This is a genomic window from Paenibacillus beijingensis, from assembly GCF_000961095.1.
Taxonomy (GTDB): domain Bacteria; phylum Bacillota; class Bacilli; order Paenibacillales; family Paenibacillaceae; genus Paenibacillus_O; species Paenibacillus_O beijingensis.
In genome coordinates this window covers 2,851,704-2,871,008 of record NZ_CP011058.1, presented here as the reverse complement: position 1 = coordinate 2,871,008, position 19,305 = coordinate 2,851,704, and the positions used below count along the sequence as shown (strand labels likewise).

The 19,305-nt window shown below is 46.2% G+C and carries 11 protein-coding genes and 3 pseudogenes; 5 read left to right on the top strand and 9 right to left on the bottom strand.

Annotation, left to right across the window (positions count from 1 at the left end):
* Window positions 1-32: 32 nt before the first annotated feature.
* Together VN24_RS13095 and VN24_RS13090 are read right to left on the bottom strand one after the other, a co-directional pair.
* On the bottom strand, window positions 33-1,055 hold the full coding sequence (locus VN24_RS13095; protein WP_045670766.1) for a LacI family DNA-binding transcriptional regulator: 1,023 nt from the start codon (window positions 1,053-1,055) through the stop codon (window positions 33-35).
* A 165-nt stretch (window positions 1,056-1,220) separates the two neighbouring features.
* On the bottom strand, window positions 1,221-3,479 hold the full coding sequence (locus VN24_RS13090) for an FAD-dependent oxidoreductase (protein ID WP_045670765.1): 2,259 nt from the start codon (window positions 3,477-3,479) through the stop codon (window positions 1,221-1,223).
* Window positions 3,480-3,626: 147 nt separating this feature from the next.
* On the opposite strand from VN24_RS13090, the gene VN24_RS13085 reads away from it, so the two are divergent.
* The 3 genes and pseudogenes from VN24_RS13085 (at window position 3,627) to VN24_RS13075 (ending at window position 6,065) form a co-directional block, all read left to right on the top strand.
* A complete protein-coding gene (locus VN24_RS13085) occupies window positions 3,627-4,424 on the top strand; it encodes an AraC family transcriptional regulator (RefSeq protein WP_052702922.1) in 798 nt (265 codons plus the stop codon).
* 63 nt (window positions 4,425-4,487) lie between these two features.
* Window positions 4,488-4,883 carry a MerR family transcriptional regulator gene (locus VN24_RS13080; RefSeq protein ID WP_045670764.1) on the top strand — a complete coding sequence of 132 codons (396 nt, stop codon included), beginning with the start codon at window positions 4,488-4,490 and terminating at the stop codon, window positions 4,881-4,883.
* A gap of 20 nt (window positions 4,884-4,903) precedes the next feature.
* A pseudogene (locus VN24_RS13075) lies at window positions 4,904-6,065 on the top strand (MFS transporter).
* A 31-nt stretch (window positions 6,066-6,096) separates the two neighbouring features.
* Here the strand turns inward: VN24_RS13075 and VN24_RS13070 are convergent.
* Together VN24_RS13070 and VN24_RS13065 are read right to left on the bottom strand one after the other, a co-directional pair.
* Entirely contained in the window at window positions 6,097-7,797 is a 1,701-nt protein-coding gene (locus VN24_RS13070; RefSeq protein WP_045670763.1) for a glycoside hydrolase family 13 protein, read from the bottom strand.
* A 151-nt stretch (window positions 7,798-7,948) separates the two neighbouring features.
* A complete protein-coding gene (locus VN24_RS13065) occupies window positions 7,949-9,247 on the bottom strand; it encodes a sugar ABC transporter substrate-binding protein (protein WP_045670762.1) in 1,299 nt (432 codons plus the stop codon).
* Between the two features lie 598 nt (window positions 9,248-9,845).
* Between VN24_RS13065 and VN24_RS13060 the strand changes: the two genes are divergently transcribed.
* Entirely contained in the window at window positions 9,846-10,181 is a 336-nt protein-coding gene (locus VN24_RS13060) for a DUF1904 family protein (protein ID WP_045670761.1), read from the top strand.
* Window positions 10,182-10,331: 150 nt separating this feature from the next.
* Here VN24_RS13060 and VN24_RS13055 read toward each other — a convergent pair.
* Both VN24_RS13055 and VN24_RS13050 read right to left on the bottom strand, forming a co-directional pair.
* Window positions 10,332-10,721: pseudogene (locus VN24_RS13055) on the bottom strand (DUF5946 family protein); the annotation flags it as partial.
* Window positions 10,722-11,219: 498 nt separating this feature from the next.
* Window positions 11,220-12,113, bottom strand: coding sequence for a LysR family transcriptional regulator (locus VN24_RS13050; protein WP_045670759.1), 894 nt, complete (start codon window positions 12,111-12,113; stop codon window positions 11,220-11,222).
* Between the two features lie 280 nt (window positions 12,114-12,393).
* Between VN24_RS13050 and VN24_RS13045 the strand changes: the two genes are divergently transcribed.
* Window positions 12,394-13,122 (top strand): DMT family transporter, encoded by a 729-nt coding sequence (locus VN24_RS13045; protein WP_238590897.1) that lies wholly within the window; start codon window positions 12,394-12,396, stop codon window positions 13,120-13,122.
* A gap of 33 nt (window positions 13,123-13,155) precedes the next feature.
* Here VN24_RS13045 and VN24_RS28580 read toward each other — a convergent pair.
* From VN24_RS28580 to VN24_RS13035, 3 genes and pseudogenes are all read right to left on the bottom strand, one after another.
* A pseudogene (locus tag VN24_RS28580) lies at window positions 13,156-13,248 on the bottom strand (heteromeric transposase endonuclease subunit TnsA); the annotation flags it as partial.
* A 280-nt stretch (window positions 13,249-13,528) separates the two neighbouring features.
* A complete protein-coding gene (locus VN24_RS13040; protein WP_045670758.1) occupies window positions 13,529-16,096 on the bottom strand; it encodes an AAA family ATPase in 2,568 nt (855 codons plus the stop codon).
* 70 nt (window positions 16,097-16,166) lie between these two features.
* Complete coding sequence (locus tag VN24_RS13035; RefSeq protein WP_045670757.1) at window positions 16,167-19,304, bottom strand: type I restriction endonuclease subunit R; 3,138 nt, start codon at window positions 19,302-19,304, stop codon at window positions 16,167-16,169.
* Between the last annotated feature and the right edge of the window lies 1 nt (window position 19,305).

Below are 19,305 nucleotides of genomic sequence, written 5' to 3'. Positions count from 1 at the left end.
AAAAGCAGCCTTGGCCGGCTGCACTGAGTTCATTATAACGATTCTCTTTCGACAAAATTGGTGGGAAGGATGTAATTTAACTGATAATCCCTTTCTCCCCTGATTCGTTCAGCCGCCGCCTTCACCGCCGCTCTGCCGATGTTGATCATCGGAATTTCAATTGTCGTCAGCGGCGGCGATACATACCCTGCCATATCGATATTGTCGAAGCCGAGCACCTTCACATCTTTCGGTATATCATATTGATGCTCCTTCAGAGCCTGCATCGCTCCGATCGCCAGCGTATCGCAGCCCGCAAAGAACGCTTCGGGCGGTTTCTTGCCTTTGGTCAAAAACTCCGTGACAACCGCCTTGCCGGATTCCGCTTTGAAGTTTTCTGTAAACAACATGCAATCCGGATCGATTTCCGCATTTGCGATTCGATGCGCCTCGAGAAACGCGGAACAGCGGGCGCTTCGCTTCGGACCGATATATCCGTTGTGCCTGCTGCGCTTCAATAATCGGGTCAAAAGCCAATGGAGCGTATCGTTATAGAAATCGACGCCTACATAATCATAGTTTCTCCGAATATGGTCCGGCATGCTTTTCGCCAGGCTGTTCTGCTCCATTCCCGCCATCACAATATGCAGATTATCCTCTTTGATCAATTCCGCAAACAGATCCCCGGCTCCGTTCAAGTAAATGACGGCTTCGGCTTTCGATTCATTCACGATCTTCCGGAACGATTCCGGATTGTACAGATCCGGCGCAAGACAGCCGAATACGATAGTCGCTCCCTGCCGCAGCGCCTCCGATTCGATCCCCCTCAGCAGCTGGGAATAATACGGGTCGGACATGATTTCCGTGGATAGAACGTATCCGATTTTTAACGTTTCTTTGTTCTCTTCCAGCGTTCTATTATTTTTGGGCTGATACCCAAGCTCATTCGCCAGAGACCAGATCAATTTTTGCGTATCCTCGCTGCATATCGTCCGGTCGTTGTAGTTAATGACGCGCGAAACCGTCGTAACCGATACTCCAACTCGTTTTGCAATATCTTTCAACGTAATGGACATCTTGTTCTCCTTTCAAATCTTGGTGCTCTGATACTATTTAATATACATTTGTTTGATGTAAAAATAAACTAAAATTTTTGTTTAAAAAAAGTAGAACCGTCCCACAGCCATCTTCGATGACGTTTGGGACGGTTCTTATGATTGCCTTCTTGGCTATGAGAATGTTTAATAGACTCGAATAGCGATGATCTCGGCAGCCGGGCTGCCGTTCGTGCTTTCAACGACGACCCTGATGCCGGCTGTCAGGATCGGCGTTTCGAACCGGTGCACGCGTTTGCGCTTACGGTTCGCGGTCTCGCGGTGCAGCACCTTCCATTCTCCCGGCGCGGTTTCCGCCTCGATCCGGTAATCCTTCACGAGTTCGGGAATGACTTCAAACGGCGTTCGATGGTGGTGCAAATTGATCAGATCCTCATTGACGTCGTCGTTGAAGATGAGATGAACCTCCCGTACGATTGCCGGGTCCGCTGTCGGCCATTCCAGCTCCAGCACCGCTTCCCCGCCGGCCGCGAGCGGCTCCGACACCCATGTGTGCAGCCCGCCGTACGGACGGAGATATCCGTCAATGACATTATCCGCCGTGAAGGCATCGGTGTCCGGAGCCGCGCGGAAGCAGAACGACTTGCGCGACAATTCGCGCATGCGCCATTGCACAACCGGCTGCTCGATATCGTGATCCTCCAGCGAATCGGACACTTTCGGCTTCTTCCCTTTTTCAAACGGGAGCACACCGGTCAGGGAGTCCTTGGACAAGAACAGCGTCAAGGCTTCGTTCGCCTTCAAGACGATGAATGCGTTCGCGGCGTTCCCCGGTTTCCATGCCAGCGGCACGGTGATCCACTGGCGTTCGCCCGGAACCACCGAAGCTTCAGCCTGCACCTCCAGCCGGTGCGGGACGTAATTCTCCGCCCTCCCCGTGCTCCATAGCTCGGCCTGCAGCGTAGTTGCAGATGAACAATCGAGCAGAAATTCCAGCTGCCGCAGCTCCGGCGATACCGGAATAAGCAGGCCGATATCTTGCTTAAGCGGATAAGGTACGGCATCCCCCTCGACAGCGAGCCGGCGAAGCGTACTTGACGCGCTTACCGAAGCGCGGAGCGCCTGATCTGCGGAATCGGTGCTTCTCAAGCCGATAATCGAGGCGTCTTGACGAAGCATCGTCTGCTGCAGTTCTTCCATATATTCGGCGGCAATGGTGCGCGGCGCCACGCCCTTCTTTACGGCCAGAGCCGCGCCTGTGCCGGCAGCTTCGCCGATGACCGCGCAAGTGGCCATCACCCGCGTCGTGCCGAAGGCGACGTGCGATGCGCTGATGTTGCGGCCGGCGAACAGCAGGTTCGATACGTTGACCGAATAGAGCGAGCGGAACGGAATATGGTAAATACCGTCCGCGTGAAGATGTTTGGATCCGCTTTCAGTCGAATAGACGCCTTGGGGCGGATGAAGGTCAATCGACCATCCGCCGAAGGCGACCCGGTCCTCGAATTCCCGCTGGGCGATGATGTCGTTCTGGTTCAGAACATAATCGCCGATGAAGCGGCGGTATTCACGCTTGCCCGGAAGCGAGCCGACCCATTCCAGCGTCATCGTCTCCGAACCCGGGAATAAGCCGGAGTTTTTAATATAATCCCAAATCCCGTAAATGACCGACCACAATTCGTCGCGGATGCGCTCGTTCTCATGCACGGTGTCGAGCTCCCCGCCCCATTCGATCCACCAGTAGGCGCAGCCGTTGTCGCCGCTGCGGATGACCCTCTTTAGCGGAATGCTCGTCTTGGCGATATCTTTGGCGAAACCCGGCGGCTTATATTTAACCGGCTGTCCAGTCTCTTTCGTGTAGAAAAGGAGCGTGGATCCGAGCGTGATGTTATCTGCGACCTCCGGCGCCCAGCTCTCGTTGTATTCGTCTCTTGCCTCCCGGCCAAGCCGGTATCGCGCTCCCGCCAGGAAGCCGACGAGACCGTCGCCCGTACAATCGAGAAACATCCTGCTTTCAAAACGGATGCGCCGCTCAGAGCCCATCATCCAGCCGGTGACGGAGCGGATCGTGCGCTCGTGCTCTTCTCCGCCCGCCTCGACCTCGTGCACATCCGTATTCAGGAACAGCTGAATATTCGGCTCCGCCTTTACCGCTTCCAGCACCGTCAGATCCCAGAAATACGGATTGCCCTCCGGATTCCGGAATTGGTTCTCCACGAACAGCTCCCCCATAATGCCGGTTTCGCGGGCGTACCGGTTCGTCCCGTGCGCGGTCGCCCCGCACACCCACACCCTCACCTCGCTGCTGGAATTTCCGCCGAGCACCGGGCGGTTCTGTACCAGTGCAACGGTCTGGCCGAGCCTTGCGGCTGCTATCGCTGCGCATACACCGGCAAGACCCCCGCCGATGACGGCAATATCCGTGCTTACCGTTTCGCTTCTCATATTCGAAGCCTCCGTTTATCTTCATTTTCGAAACTGATGAATTCATTTATCAGCTCTCAATCCTTATGTTAGCAAAATAAGTGGCATGATTTAATGCACGCAATTATGATAAACATATCCATAATTTCATGAACGGGCGGGTGGCTAATGATGATGAACAAACCGTGGCGGTTTGTTCCTGCCGCGATTTCACATGTTTATTGGAATCGCAAGGAGCAGTTCGAAATGAAGGTGGATACATACGATGAATGGGTGCTTTTTGCCGTGACGGAAGGCAGGTTTCGTTACCGGATCGAGGTGGCGGAGGGGGTGTCCGGGTTTGGCGATATCGTCTTTTGCCCTCCCAAAACGCCATTTCACCGCGAGGCGATCGAGCCGGTATCGTTTCATTTTTACCGGTTCCGCTGGGAGCCCGCTCCTTCGCTGCCGAACGATCCGTTGAGCGCGGAGCCCCGGCCAGTAGGGAACATCGAAATTGTAGACCGCAGCCGTTTATCTTCAAACTATTTTTATTTAAAGCAGCTTTCCGGATTGGAGGATGAGCAGCAGCTTGCATCGATCCAATCGCTGTTCGGCGATCTTTGGCACTTAATCTGCAGAGAGCTGAACCGGAACCGGGTACAGGACGAGCAGATGCTGATGGCGGCGCGCTGGCTGCAGGAACATGCCAGCAAGCCACTACGTATCCGCGATCTCGCCGCCGCCATTTACATTAATCCGGTTCAGCTGACAAGACGCTTTCAAGCGGCGTGGGGGCGCACGCCCATCGATTATTTAACATCGCTGCGGATCGAGAGGGCCAAGTCGCTGCTGCTCGAAACCGACATGACGCTCGACGATATCGCCGAAAACTGCGGCTACGAGAACGGCTTCTACTTGAGCCGAGTGTTCACGAAGGTCGTGAAGATCGCGCCGTCCCGGTTCCGGAAGATGAATCGGTTGTAGCGTCAATGTACACAAAAAATTAAGTGTTGCTTTCGAGTTCACTCGAAGGTATATACTGTCTTCATGGAAAAGTTACTCACGATTCAACAGGTTGCCGACGTTACACAGCTTACGGTTCACACGCTTCGCTATTACGAGAATATTGGTCTTCTCAGTTCAATCCACCGGAATAAACATGGCTACCGTTGTTATTCATCGGAAGATATTACCTGGATTGAGTTTTTGACCCGATTGAAAGCTACAGGAATGTCAATCAACAAAATGATCGAAATCGCCGAGTTGAGGAGGCAGGGCGATTCAACTTTAACGACAAGGAGGATACTTCTCGAAGAGCATTATAAAGAAGTTCAAGAACATATGATCGAGCTTCAGAAAAATCTAGATATGCTTGCCCATAAAATCGTTATTTATAAAGAGATGGAGAAGAATTATGCATTAGAACAGAAGATGGAGCAATAAAAGGAGAATTTCACATCCATATGAAAAAATCATTTGTAACCTATATCATTGCCCTTGGCGTATTCGGAATCGTTAATACCGAACTTGGCGTGGTCGGTATTTTACCGCAGATTTCGAATCAATTCCAAGTCGGCATTTCGCAAGCAGGAATGCTAGTAAGCCTGTTTGCGCTAATCATAGCCGTCTCCGGCCCGTTCATGATTTTATTTTGTTCCGGAATAAATCGAAAAAAAAATCTTGGCAGGAGTACTTGCTGTTTTTGCAATTTCCAATCTAGTTTCAGCATTCGCCCCAAACTATCCTGTCCTCTTGCTTTGTCGTATTTTACCTGCTTTTCTCCATCCGGTGTATTTCTCGGTAGCATTTACGGCAGCAGCCGGCTCTGTTCCCAAAGAACAAAGTGCAGCAGCGGTCGCCAAAGTTTTTACAGGATTGACTGTGGGAATGGTTTTAGGCGTTCCAATCACATCATTCATTGGCGATCAGTTTTCGCTCGAAGCTGCTTTTCTCTTTTCAGCTGTCATTAATGCGATTACATTTATTGGGATCATCACATGGATTCCATCCATGCCCGTAAAAGAAAAGTTATCCTATGGCAAACAGTTGAACATTTTGGTCAAGCCCCAATTGTGGTTTAACATTGCGGCCGCTTGTTTCATTCTTGCAGCATTGTACTCCGTGTACTCTTATTTTGCCGAATATCTCGGAGTCGTGACAAACATGAATGGTAAAACGATAAGTATCATGCTCATTCTTTTCGGAGCGAGCGGTGTTTTTGGTAATCTGCAGGCAGCCAAACTATTAAGCAAGAATATCGTTAAAACAACCCTTTTGTATCCCCTGCTGCTCGGAATCATTTATTTGCTTGTATTTTATGCTGGAAATTACACGATTCCGATGATCCTTATCATCATTGCGTGGGGAGCTGTTTTTACGAGCGGTCTCATCGTAAGCCAAACTTGGCTAACCTCCGAGGCCCCGGAAGCAGCCGAGTTTGCCAATAGCTTGTTCGTTTCCTTTGCAAATCTGGGTGTCACGCTAGGCACCGCCTCGGGCGGCTGGTTTCTATCCCAAATGGGAACACACCGGATTGTATGGAGCGGCCTATTGTTTCTGACGCTTGCATTCATCTGTATTGGAGTGAAAATCAGGCTCTTTGATCCAAAAGGAGCCAAGATTTAAATGTAAACTATTTTCTGGCTCTTTCATCGTTTTAGGTTTCATTTCCCAACCGGTAAACCCGGGTTTCATACGGACGAAGTGTGATGCTGCCCAGCGTTTCATCCCCATTCGATTCATAGTTGCCAATGATAAGCTGATCTGCGGTATACGAAGCGAGCTCCTCCGGAGCAGAGAACAGCACCGTCTGGTCCGAGAAGTTGCACAAGACAAGCCACTTCTCCGCATCAAGCGTACGGGTGAACGCATAAATCTGCTCATCGTTTTCCAGCAGCAAGTCATAGTCCCCATACACCATAATGGGATTCGCCTTACGCAGGCGAATCAGCGCCCGGTAGTAGTGATAAATCGAATCCGGGTCCTGCCTCGATTGCTCCATATTAATATGCGTGAAATTCGGGTTGACGGCAATCCAAGGCGTTCCGGTCGTAAACCCGCCGTGCGGCGCATTCGACCATTGCACCGGAGTCCGTCCGTTGTCGCGGCTGCGCTGGTGAATGCCATCCATCATCTGCTCGTGCGTCAGCTTCCCGGTCCCGGCCAGATCGCGGTACGCATTGAGCGTTTCCACATCCCGGTAGTCCTCGATGCTGTCGAAAGCGACATTGGTCATGCCGATTTCCTCGCCCTGATAAATGTAAGGCGTTCCCTGATGCAGATGAAGGCAGGTGGCCAGCATCGTGGCAGAAACGAAGCGGTACTCCTCCTTGTCGGATGCAAAACGTGAAACGGCCCTTGGCTGGTCATGGTTGCTCCAATAGAGGCTGTTCCAGCCGTCTTCGCGCAGGCCGTACTGCCACTTGGACAGAATCGCTTTAAGCTCGGTCAATTTCCACGGATTGGGCGTCCACTTGCCGAACTTGCCGTCTCCAACGTTAACATGTTCAAAGTGAAACACCATTTGCAGCTCGTTGCGCTGCAAGCCGGTATACAGCTTAGCCTCTTCCACCGTCGCGCCCGGCATTTCGCCGACCGTCATGACCGGATAGCGAGACAGCACCTCGCGGTTCATCTCCTGCAAGTAGTCATGAATACGAGGTCCGTTCAAAAAGTATTCGCCGCCCCAGGCATATTCCGCCCCTTCCTGAAGCGCGGCATCGGGCAGTCCTTCCACCTTGGAAATAAAGTTGATGACGTCCATCCGGAAGCCGTCAATCCCTTTATCCAGCCAAAACGTCATCAGGTCGTACACTTCCCGGCGCAGACGCGGATTCTCCCAGTTCAGATCAGGCTGCTTGCGGGTGAACAGATGGAGATAGTATTCATCCGTCTGCGCATCATACTCCCATGCCGAACCGCCGAAGCAAGAGACCCAGTTGTTGGGTGCGCCTCCGCCTTCACGGCCGGGACGCCATATATAATAGTCGCGGTAAGGATTATCTTTGGACTTGCGCGCTTCCATGAACCACGCATGCTCATCGGAGGAATGATTGACGACCAGATCCATCATGATTTTGATGCCGCGCCGGTGCGCTTCCTCCAGCATCGTATCGAACTGCTCCATCGTGCCGAACTCGTCCATAATGTCGCGGTAATCGCTTATATCATAGCCATTGTCGTCGTTGGGCGACTTATAGACGGGACTGAGCCAAATAACGTCTATCCCCAGCTCCTGCAAGTAATCCAGGCGCGACGTAATGCCGGCCAGATCGCCGATCCCGTCCCCGTTGCCGTCCATGAAGCTGCGGGGATAAATTTGATAGACAACTGCTTCTTTCCACCATGCTTGAGTCATTGCTGAAATCTCCTTCTTCTCATGGCGCCAGCTTGACGCGAGAAATTTGATAACGGAAATGAGTTTGAATTGTTCTAGAAATAATGAAACTGATCACCCGTTCGACATGCCGGGTGATCAGTTCATTTGGCACTTGCCAGTCTATTCGAGCTTACTTTGCGGAAGAAATACTTGCTTTCATGTTCGCTGCAGCTTTGTCGAGCGTTGTCTTGATGTCCGCGCCATTCCATACTTCAGTAAGCACCGGATCGACACTTAGCCAGAAGTACTTCATTTCCGGAATGTTAGGCATCACCTGGGTGTTGGCAACTTGTTTCAGGAACCCTTGCATAATTTCGTCGCTTTGAACCTTTTCTTCGTTTTCGAAACCTGCGTACGGAGCAATAATACCGGTCGCCTCATAATGCTTCAGCAGCGATTCCTTCGTTGTGAGGAAGTGGGCCAGCAGTCTCGATGCGTTCGGATATTTAGTATACGCCGTCACATAGAAGGAAGTGACACCGGAGAAAGGCAACGGCTCTGCACCGCCCGGCATTGCCGGCAGCGGGATCAGACCTACTTCAAACGGCAGTTTTTTGTAATCGGTCGCTTTCCAGGTGCCGTCCATGTTGATCGCCACTTTTCCTTGCTCCCACAGTCCATTCTTGACGTCTGCGGTAAGATCGCTCAAATCGAGCGGCAGGATTTCCTTCAGCGAACGGAAAAACTCCATTCCCTTAACCGCGCCTTCATTATTGATGCCAATGTCGTTTTTGTCCGTACCGTTATTGCCAAACACGTAACCGCCGTTTCCGGACATCCACTCATAGTTATAGTTCATGGTGCCTGCTTCGTACATGAAACCGAATTTGTTGTTCGGAATATCGTTGAATTGCTTCGCAAACGCTTTGATATCGTCCCAGGAGTCCAGCTTGGCGTCTTTCACCAAATCTTTGTTGAGGTACAATGCATGCGTAAAGACGCTGAATGGATATCCGTAAAGAGTTCCCTCGAACGAAGAAGCGTCAATCGATTGTTTCGTCATGTTGCTCTTCGTCTCTTCTTCAAATTGGTCGTTCGGCAGAACAAGACCGGACTTTACCGCTTGTCCGAGCGCGTCATGGTTGAATGCCATCACGTCCGCACCGGTGCCGGCCGGACCGTCCGTCGTCAAACGGGCGATCGAATCCCAATACATCACATTTTCAACCTTCACCTTGACGTTATATTTCGCTTCAAACTCTTTAGCCGTATTCTGGATGGCTTCATTGTCAATCGTCCAAAGAACCAGCTCCGCTCCTTCTTCCGGCTTCAGCTCTTCGCTGTCCGTTCCTGCCGCAGGCGCATTGGCGGACGTCTGACCGCCGGTCGACGGTTCATTCGAAGAGCTTCCGCTCTTGTTGCTGCCGCATGCAGCAAGCGTAAACACCATCATGCAAATTAAGGCGATAACAATTGTTTTTCTGGTCATCGTAACCTCACAACTCCTCATCATTGTCATTAATCGGTTAAAGATGAATTGCCTCAGGCTTCAAAACCCCGTTTTCATGTTTTACATAAAACGTTTCTATCATGTTTTACATCTTATCTTATCGATTAAATCTTTGTCAATGAAAAAGAACGTCTCCGTGTCAGGTAAATTTACATCGAGCTAAAAAAGGTTCGGGGCCTTACTTTGAACTGCAATCAAAGTCGTCACAAGAATCCGAGAAAAACAGGGACAAAACATGCATCAAATTGGGAACAGAGCATAGTGAAAACTTTTAACTTTCTTCCCTCTATAGAGTTAATTTGCCATACAAAAAGGCGCAATTCATTAATTCTGAATTGCGCCTGAACCCGATCAAACTTCGCTAAACCTTCCAAATGATTTTTGCGAATCGGCAGCAATATTTGCTTGTTACAAGTTCTATTTATTGAAATCTCCCCGAATCATTTGGTCACTCTCTAGAGGAAACTATTGGATCGCATTTTTGGATTGATGGTAGCTCAAATACGCCGTTTCGATTCGGCAAAATTATCATACATAACTGACTCATGGTATACTGGTCAAAAAGGAGTCGACTATATTGCCCCAATTGACGATAAGAGGAATTGCGCCGGAGCAAGTGATTGCGATCAGTGAAGCGATGGTACAACAATTGGCCGACGTATGCGGCTGCGGCACGGACAATTTTACCTTGGATTGCCTGCAGACTGTTTCTGCGATGGACGGCAAGCGAGTGGATACGTATCCGTTCGTCGAAGTCGCCTGGTTCGAACGCGGATCGCAAACGAGAGACCTTTTCGCCGAAACGATAATGAAGCACTTTCTTACAGCGGGCGTTCGGGAGGTAGAAATCGCCTTCAAAGTCTACAGCCAGGACGGTTATTACATCAATGGCGTGCGCTGCGATAAGCTTTGACAGTGGCTTGCCGGTCTGCGCTTAAGCGGCGCCTGTGCGACACAAACATATACGCATTGCAAAAGCCGGACGAGGTGGCCGGGCTTTTGAGCTAACGTTTCCTGTTACTTTAATTTTCTTTGTAACATCGCTGTACTATAACCCATCCTATCATCTTTTCAAAACAAGCGGTCCCATCTCTTGCAGCGTTGTATGTCCCCATTGTTCAATAAGCTTGCAATAACTTTCCGCATCCTGCATCTGCGAGGCCACACCGGCGACCGTCATGGACCAGGCCACCTTGGGAAGCGGCGGCGCATCCGCCGGCATTGGAATCCCCTTGGTGCGTCCGGGTCCTTGGGCGGAATCCTGGCGAATCATCTCCGTGGTGTGGCCTTCCTCCAGGTATTTTCGCAGCGCGGTTTGCACCCAGACATACAATTCATCGCTGTAGCCCTCATGTTGAACCATGTAACAGGCGATGGTGAGAAAATGAACCCGTCCATAACCGGGATCAGTGAACTCGAATGCCATCAATTCGCCGAAAATCGATTCGCATGTCTTCTCCCCAGTGTGAACGGTTGAGCTATAGTTTCTCGATAGTTGAACAGAAGGCTAGTGCTAGCGTCCGCTTATACTACTTAGTGACCATCACTCGGTAAACATCCGCATCATAACGCGTTTCATTCTAACCCTATTGTATTCATAACTAATCCTCCATTCGAAACAAAAATTGGGCCGTCCTCACCTTGTAGGACGGCCCATGATGTTTTATAAGTGATTCCACACTTTTTTATCACCGGACAACTACTTGTAGGTTTAAAATAAAGTTTGATCAAAAACACTTCGGAAACCCATATTTTAGACCAAACACAAAAAATCTCTTTTGAAAAAAGTTTGATCAAATAGATTTCTTGTTTTAAAACACACGAATGATTTTTTATAAAAAAGTTTGATCAAAACAGAAGCTTTTTATAAAAAAGATACTTGGAAAATTGTTTGGAAATGTAAGCACATATATCTGCCCCTATCATATTCCCTACTCTTAAAATGATAAACTTATACATCTTCAACCTTTTGTTCCAAAGCTTGAAACAAAGATTGTCCCATTGAAATGAATTTCTGTATGGCTGGTGTTACTTCATCTACATGAGGACAGTAAAGACCTAAATATCTCCAAAAAGTTGGATCCAAATCTCTAACTTCAATGTCGGGAAGCTTGTCTGGTAACGCTAATTCAGGGACAATTGTGATACCTAATCCTTCTTGGACCATGTTCAGCATTGTATTCGTGTCCCTTGCTTCAAATTGTACAGAGGGGGACAAACCGGCATGAGCAAAAATCTCCCGAATAAATGGTTCACACCCACCCTTTGACATGATGAAAGGACTATCGGATAACTTCCAAACAGGAATCGCTTGAGCATCTCCGAATTGATAACCTTTAGGTATCACAGCAACCATCTTGTCCTTGGTTAGAGGAATCATCTTATCATTTCTACCAAGTTGGGCTACAAAACCAACGTCAATGACTCGATTATTAAGCCATTCCGAAACCTCATGATCATCCCCATCAAAAAGGACGACTTCTATCCTCGGGTATTGCTGTTTGAACTTAGAAATTATTTTCGGTAGTAGGCGAGCAGTAGCACTTGGGAAACTACCAATTCGAATCGTACCTACATCAAGCCCTTTTTCTGAGGCCGCTGCTTGTTCGATTTGATCTATTCGATTCAAAATTTCCCCAGCTAATTTTAGAATATGTTTCCCAAAGTCAGACAGTATAATTCCTTGTTTTTTGTCACGAATAATTAAAGGTACTCCAAGTTCCGATTCCATGTTTGCAATAGCATGACTGACAGCGGATTGAGTCATACGTAGTGCTTCCCCAGCTTTTGTAAAACTTCCGGTTTCAACAACTTTAGTGAACACTTGTAATTGTGAAAATGTCATGAGCATCTCCTCATGTTAAATATGAATAGAATCAATTTTATTTATAATATATCAGAATTTATAATTAAACAAGAAGTATATAGAAACGAATGGAGGTATGCACTTTGAAATTACGTGACATTGGAATTTTAATGTTATTGGCATCACTTTGGGGAGCTTCTTTTTTGTTCATAAGAATAGCTTCTCCTGTACTAGGTCCCATTCTCTTAATTGATCTTCGTGTTTTGATCGCCGGGATAGCCTTGATCGTATACGCTGCTGCTTGGAAGTACGCCCCCGATTGTTACATAAGTGGAAGGAATACCTTTTACTTGGAGCATTAAATGCTGCTATTCCTTTCTGCCTAATAGCTGTAGCAGAACTTCATATTGACTCATCAATGGCGGCTATTCTTAATTCAACTACCCCTTTGTTTACCGCGTTAGTTGCTCGAATTTGGACTCAGGATCATTTCAATTTAAAAAAATTACTCGGTCTTATATTGGGGGTGTCGGGGGTAGGTATTCTTGTCGGCTGGAACCCTCAAAATATGGGTACAGTTTTTTTCATTTCGGCGGGTTTATCCCTTTTGGCAGCATTATTTATCGCTATCGGAGGGATATATTCTTCAAAGGGGTTTAAAGGAGAGACTCCACTAAATTTAACGATTGGTCAACAGATTGCTGCAGGATTGTTATTGTTACCGATAACTATTTTCTTCACGCCACAAAAAACTCCAGGAGGAGATGTGATATTGGCAGTTATAGGCTTGGCGATTCTCTCGACATCGCTAGCGTATTTGTTATATTTCTATCTTATTCGTAGTGTAGGCCCAGTGAAAACTCTCAGTGTCACATTTTTAGTACCGTTCTTCGGAATTCTATGGGGATGGTTGTTCTTAAAAGAGTCTATTTCATTAAGAACAATACTTGGATTGATCATAATCCTACTAAGTGTTACATTTGTAACTAACATACAATTCAAATTAAGAAAAAAACATAGCGGTAGTGCTCTTTCTGTTAGAAAATAAAATAAGAAGCCGGGCTTATAAGGGCAGTTATCCCTTCAGCCATGGGTTATAGTCTGCTCCAATACCAGTGTCCCGACCTTCTTTAATCCACTTTTCAATTTTAGATGTTCTCTTTCTTTTTGACATAAAAAACACCCCTTTAGACAATATCCAAAGGGGTAAAACGGTATAACTTTCTTCAAACGGTACATTTTTTTTATAAACGGTACATCTTTATTTCAAATCTACAACCTTTGTTAGAAGAAAATAAAGTACTAGACTGGAGTTGTTGATTTGACGCGGTTTTCGAGTTTGAAAATCGTCAGCTTTTGAAAAATAAGTATTAGACTGAGAATATGCTTCAAAATAATTTTAAACGATTGCGAGAAAATAAAGTATTAGACTAACAGCAGTGATTTTTAAAGATCTACTTTCTGTTCTTAAATTCTTCTAGCCATGATTTTACAATGTCCATGTCATTCTTCAATTCGTCGGGAAATGGTAATTGAACAGGTGCTTCTATTGATTGTGAATGCTCATATCTTGAATACTTGGTCATCAGCTCATCAAATAGTTGACAATCTTCATATTTAATTAAAGCTAATTTATAAATTTTGCCCATAGTATTGATTGCTCTTCTGAATCGATGTACTACATCGGCCATTAGATCATTTTCAATAATTCTTTCAAGCAGACTGCGAAAATCACTACAAAGCCCCTTCATATATGGGGCATATGCTTCTTGACCTTCCTCATTAAGAATTTTTTTAGCCTTAGATAGTCTTTCGTTTAGCAACGTGTTCAAAGCCTTTTCTGTGTTATTTGCATAAATCGGGAGTTCACCGGGTTCACCAGCACCCCAAAACTCGGATCTTAAGCTGGTTAAATCATAGTTTATGTTTTTCTTTTTCGCCTTCTCTGATAACAATGTCAACAATGAAATTCGATGTGTAAAAACAATAACTTGTCTCTTCTGACTGAGTTTAACGAGTCGTTCAACTGTAGCCTCTTCAAAATCTTGATCGAGAGACGATATTGGGTCATCGAATACGAATGGTGTATTGTTCGGGTTAGACTCAACATCAGCTAAAAATCCTGCTAACGAAACTAATCTAAATTCCCCTTCACTTAATACTTCTGCTGTCTTTACTGGAAATTTGCAATCTCTGAGTTGAATCTTATGATATATATGTCCTCTCTGAACCCTTGATTTAACCAATTCAACCTTTATTCTGTTGCCTCCCAATTGAATAAGTTCGTGATTAAATCTTTGTATGTACTCGGCCGTAATTAGTTCATTTGAAAGTTCAGATTTCTTTGTAGAAATAGCTTGAGTATTTGTTAATCTTATCGCTTGCTCTATCTTATGTTTATTTTTCAATTTTTCAATATTTTCGAAAATAAGATTACGTTGTTGTGAAACCCATTTACGGGCTTCCAACTCCTTTATTTTATCAGACAGTTCCTTGCGGTTATCCTGTTCGGCAAGTTCCATCAAACTTGATGCCTGTTGTTCATAGGTCGATGCAATCTGAGCTAAAGAACTAAAAATTGCGAATTGCGGCACAATATTTAGTTCTTCTATGGATTGTACTTTTTCCAAATCCTTTTTGCGTTTTTCTAGGAAGTTAATAAACTCAATAAAATCAGTTGTATCTAACTCATCTGTCAGTCCAATTGAATTAAGATGGAGCACAATTGATTCAGGCGTCGGGATGTCAATTAATCTAGCTTTATGCTTTAAGTATCGTTCTTCAGCTTCTTGAGCATCAATCATCAATGCACCTTTAACATAACTTTCAAAAGCACTAAGCCTTTCTTTTGCTGACTCATTTAATGGCTGATGGCACAAGACACATTTCGATTCATCTTCTAAATTTGGAAAAGCTCTTAAAGGATATGCATGCTTTTCAGAGAAGTCACGCGCATGTTGCCAAAGCAGCTTCCAACTCTCCGTTCCAATTCCATCAAATGAAGAATTTGCAAAAATCTTCGCAGCATCTTGCTCTGCTACCTTTTTCTTTCTAACCATTTCACTCTTAGAATCTAAATAGTTATTACAATTTTCATTATTATAAGTGTCAATAAGGGTTTGTAGTTTGGCAATAAGGTTATTAGAATTTCTCGCTAATTGCATTTGTTTTTTTGCCGTATCGACAGGGTTTATTTCTCCTAAAAGCAATTTATAAGTATTAAGAGATTCCTCCTCCGCAATACCCCAACGGCTATTTTCATCGACTTCAGTAGAAGAGGTTCTATAATTAGCTTTCTGAAGCCATTTGCCTACTGAAGTGCCCTGATATTCATTTGGAAGATTATACGGTTTGATTACTATTCCATCATTTTCTTCTTTAAGTGCTTGTCCAATGACTTGACATACTTCTGTTAACTCAGTAAAGAATGATGATATCCATGGTTCATAAGCAATTTCATTTTCTTCATTTACATAAACATTGGCACATGCTGTATCATAAAGTTGTATACTACTCAGTTGCGGTATAGTTCCGTGTTCTGTACTCCATTTAACTTGTTTCTCTTGGCCATCATTAAAAACAAAAACGCATTCTTGCTTCTCAACTTGTCCATCATTAAAGACATTTCCAAGTAGTTTACCGGACTCACGTGCTCCACATGCATGTTTCAGCAATTTTATATAGCTTGATTTTCCAGAACCATTATGACCAAAAACTATAGATAATTGATTTGAATTAAATTGCAACGGTTTCTTGGGATTCAAAGCATTGATTCCATTTACATCACTTATAGATGTCAATTTCAAGAAATTCGATTCGCTTTTTGATTGTAAGCCTCCTAGTGGAGACACTCCCACCGAATAACTTGAGACATCTGACTCTGATTCACCTTTGCAGATATTGATAAGTTCTTTAATATCTTCCTCAGACAATTTCTTTTGTACAATTCGAGACGCGGCGTTTTGCAACCATTTGGGTCTTTGAGTTAACCATCGTTCAACATCAAGAAAAATTGTATTCACCAACTCACTCCTCATCAATAATACACAAAGCGTAGCCGCATAAAATTCATGTTGCTACGCCTGATGTCTGTTAGTATTTAAATTCTTCTGTCTCTGCCTGAGCCATCAATTCAGCCTGCTGAAGTACTAAATCAATTGCCATTTTCTCAAGATCCGGCGGATACCCATATTTCTTCAAGAGTCTCTTGACCGTAATCCGCATCTGAGCCCGTACATTCTCCCGCAGAGTCCAATCCACCTTGATATTATTCTTGATCGCCTGGGTCAACTCGTGAGCGATCTGCTTAAGGACTAGATCTCCCATTAGCTCTTTTGCAGCCTCATTAGAAGCCAACGCGTCATAGAAGGCTACTTCTTCCTTGATAAGCCCGAGGTCTTCGCCACGCTTGACGGCAGCATTCATCTCCTTGGCCATCTGAATCAGTTCTTCAATTACCTGCGTTGTCTCAATAGTACGATTATTGTATTTACGAATAGCTTCTTCAAGCATTTCAGAGAATTTTTTTGACTGCACAATGCTCGTGCGGGAAACGGCCTTTACTTTGCCTTGAAGAAGTCTTCTCAGCAATTCGACCGCAAGGTTCTTCTGCTTCAGTCCTCGAACGTGCTCCAGAAATTCATTGGACAAGATCGCAATGTTCGGTTTCTGTAAGCCGACCGCTTCGAGAATGTCGACAACTTCATCTGACATGACCGACTTAGAAATCAACTGGTTTAACTCCGCATCCAGCTCATTTGTCGTTTTCTTCATGTTTTCCGTCGTGATGATTTTGACGATACCCGATTTCACAGCTTTGTAGAAGCTGATTTCCAGGTTGACCGTTTCCGCGGCTTCGGTCGTGGCACACAGCGCATAGGCCTTCGCCAGTTCCGTCGTCCAATTGACGAAATTGCGTTTGCCTTGGTCGCCAAGTCCGAGCACATAATCTATCGTCTCGACGATTGCTTTCATCCGATCAGAAGCTTTCTCCGATGCGAATTTTGAGAAGTCATGGCCATGTAATTGTTCGCGAATGAGTTGGATCCGCTCCAGCATGAAATCGACAGCTTGATTGGTGTCGATACCAGCAGTTTTGCGATCATTTTCCGTGTATTGCTGGAGTGCCGACTTCAACATATCTGCAATACCGATGTAGTCCACGATTAGCCCGCCCGGCTTGTCACGGAATACGCGATTGACGCGAGCAATAGCCTGCATCAGGTTATGACCCTTCATTGGCTTATCAATGTACATTGTGTTCATGCTTGGTACGTCAAACCCGGTCAACCACATATCTCGCACAATGACGATCTCCAGAGAATCATTCAAATCCTTCATTCGCTTGGCCAGATGTTCCCGACGCCGCTTTGTCCCGATATAAGGCTGCCATTCAGCAGGGTCGCTTGAGCTTCCGGTCATGACGATTTTGATTTTGCCTTCATTGTCATCGTCACTATGCCAGTCCGGACGAAGCGCAATAATCTCTTTGTAGAGATCGATGGCAATACGTCTCGACATAACGACGATCATCGCTTTGCCGAACATAGCTCCTTTGTGCTGCTCATAATGGTCAACCATATCCTTGGCGACCTTTTTGATCCGTTTCTCCGAACCAGCAAGCGCCTCTAGGCGCGCCCATCTGGACTTGAGCTTCTCTTGCTGAGAATACTCTTGATACTCAGTAATCTCTTCGTACTCTTCATCAATAACTGGGCGCTCATTATCCGATAGCTCCAACCGTGCGATACGACTCTCATAGTAAATCTTTACAGTCGTACCATCTTCCACAGCCCGGGTCATGTCGTAGATGTCGATATAATCACCGAATACAGCCGGGGTGTTCTTATCCGTCAACTCAACCGGCGTTCCGGTATACCCAATGTAAGAAGCGTTTGGCAATGCATCACGCATATATTTCGCATAGCCGTACTTGATGCTTGCTTCCTCATCCGATGCGACCATTTCAGCTTGAAAGCCGTACTGACTGCGGTGTGCTTCGTCCGCCATTACGATGACATTACGGCGGTCCGTGAGTACAGGGTACTTGGATTCGCCTTCTTCAGGCGTGAACTTATGAACCGTTGTGAAAATAATTCCGCCTGCCTCCACTGAAAGCAGCTGTTTTAAATGAGCACGGTCTTCGGCGTGTTGAGGCGTTTGACGGAGTAAATCTTTAGACTTGCTGAATGTAGCATATAACTGATCGTCGAGATCGTTACGGTCTGTTACGACAACAATCGTCGGATTATCGAGTGTTAGAACCAGTTTGCCTGCGTAAAAGACCATGGAAAGGCTCTTGCCCGAGCCTTGTGTATGCCAGATAACTCCGATCTTGCGGTCGCCTTCCTTAAGTGTCGCTCTTTCCGTAGCGGCAATCGCCTTATTGGTGGCATGGTACTGATGGTAGCCAGCCAAAATCTTGAATAGACGTTCGCCATCAGTTTGAAACAGAACAAAATGCTTGATGATGTCCAACAGACGACTTTTCTCGAACATGCCCTTAATCAACACTTCAAGCTGCGGCAGGGAGGAGGAGGCCACATCCTCGCCATCAATGGTGCGCCACATCATGAACCTTTCCTCGTCAGCCGTCAGCGTGCCTACTCTAGCATTGACCCCGTCACTGATTACCATGAAGGCGTTGTACGTGAACAGGGACGGAATCGCCTTTTTATAGGTCTGCACCTGATTGTACGCATCACTGATTCCCACTTCTTCATTGGAGGCGCTCTTCAGCTCCAGAACTGCAATCGGAAGACCGTTAACAAACACCACAACATCCGGGCGCTTATCGACCTGGTTCTCAATGACCGTAAATTGATTCACAACAAGAAAATCGTTATTGTCGATGCGGTCTGGATGCGTATCGAACAACCAAACTTTCTCGGTCGGATAATCACCATTGGTATTCCTATACTGAACATCAATACCATCCGTAATCATTTTCTGGAACGCTTTGTTGTTGAGCATCAAGCTCGGGCTACGAGGCACTTCGATGATTCGAATCGCTTCCTCGATAGCCTCGTGCGGCAGATGCTTGTTGATGCGAATGAGCGCTTCACGTAAGCGTTCTTTCAAAATAACATCCTGATAAAATTGCCTTTCCGGATATTCCCCTTCAGGCGAAATCTCAGGGCCGTAGACTTTGTTATAGTTCAATTCTTCAAACCATTCCAGAGTGGCCTGTTCGAGGTCGCTTTCAGTGTAGGATGTGGTGTACTGAGCCATG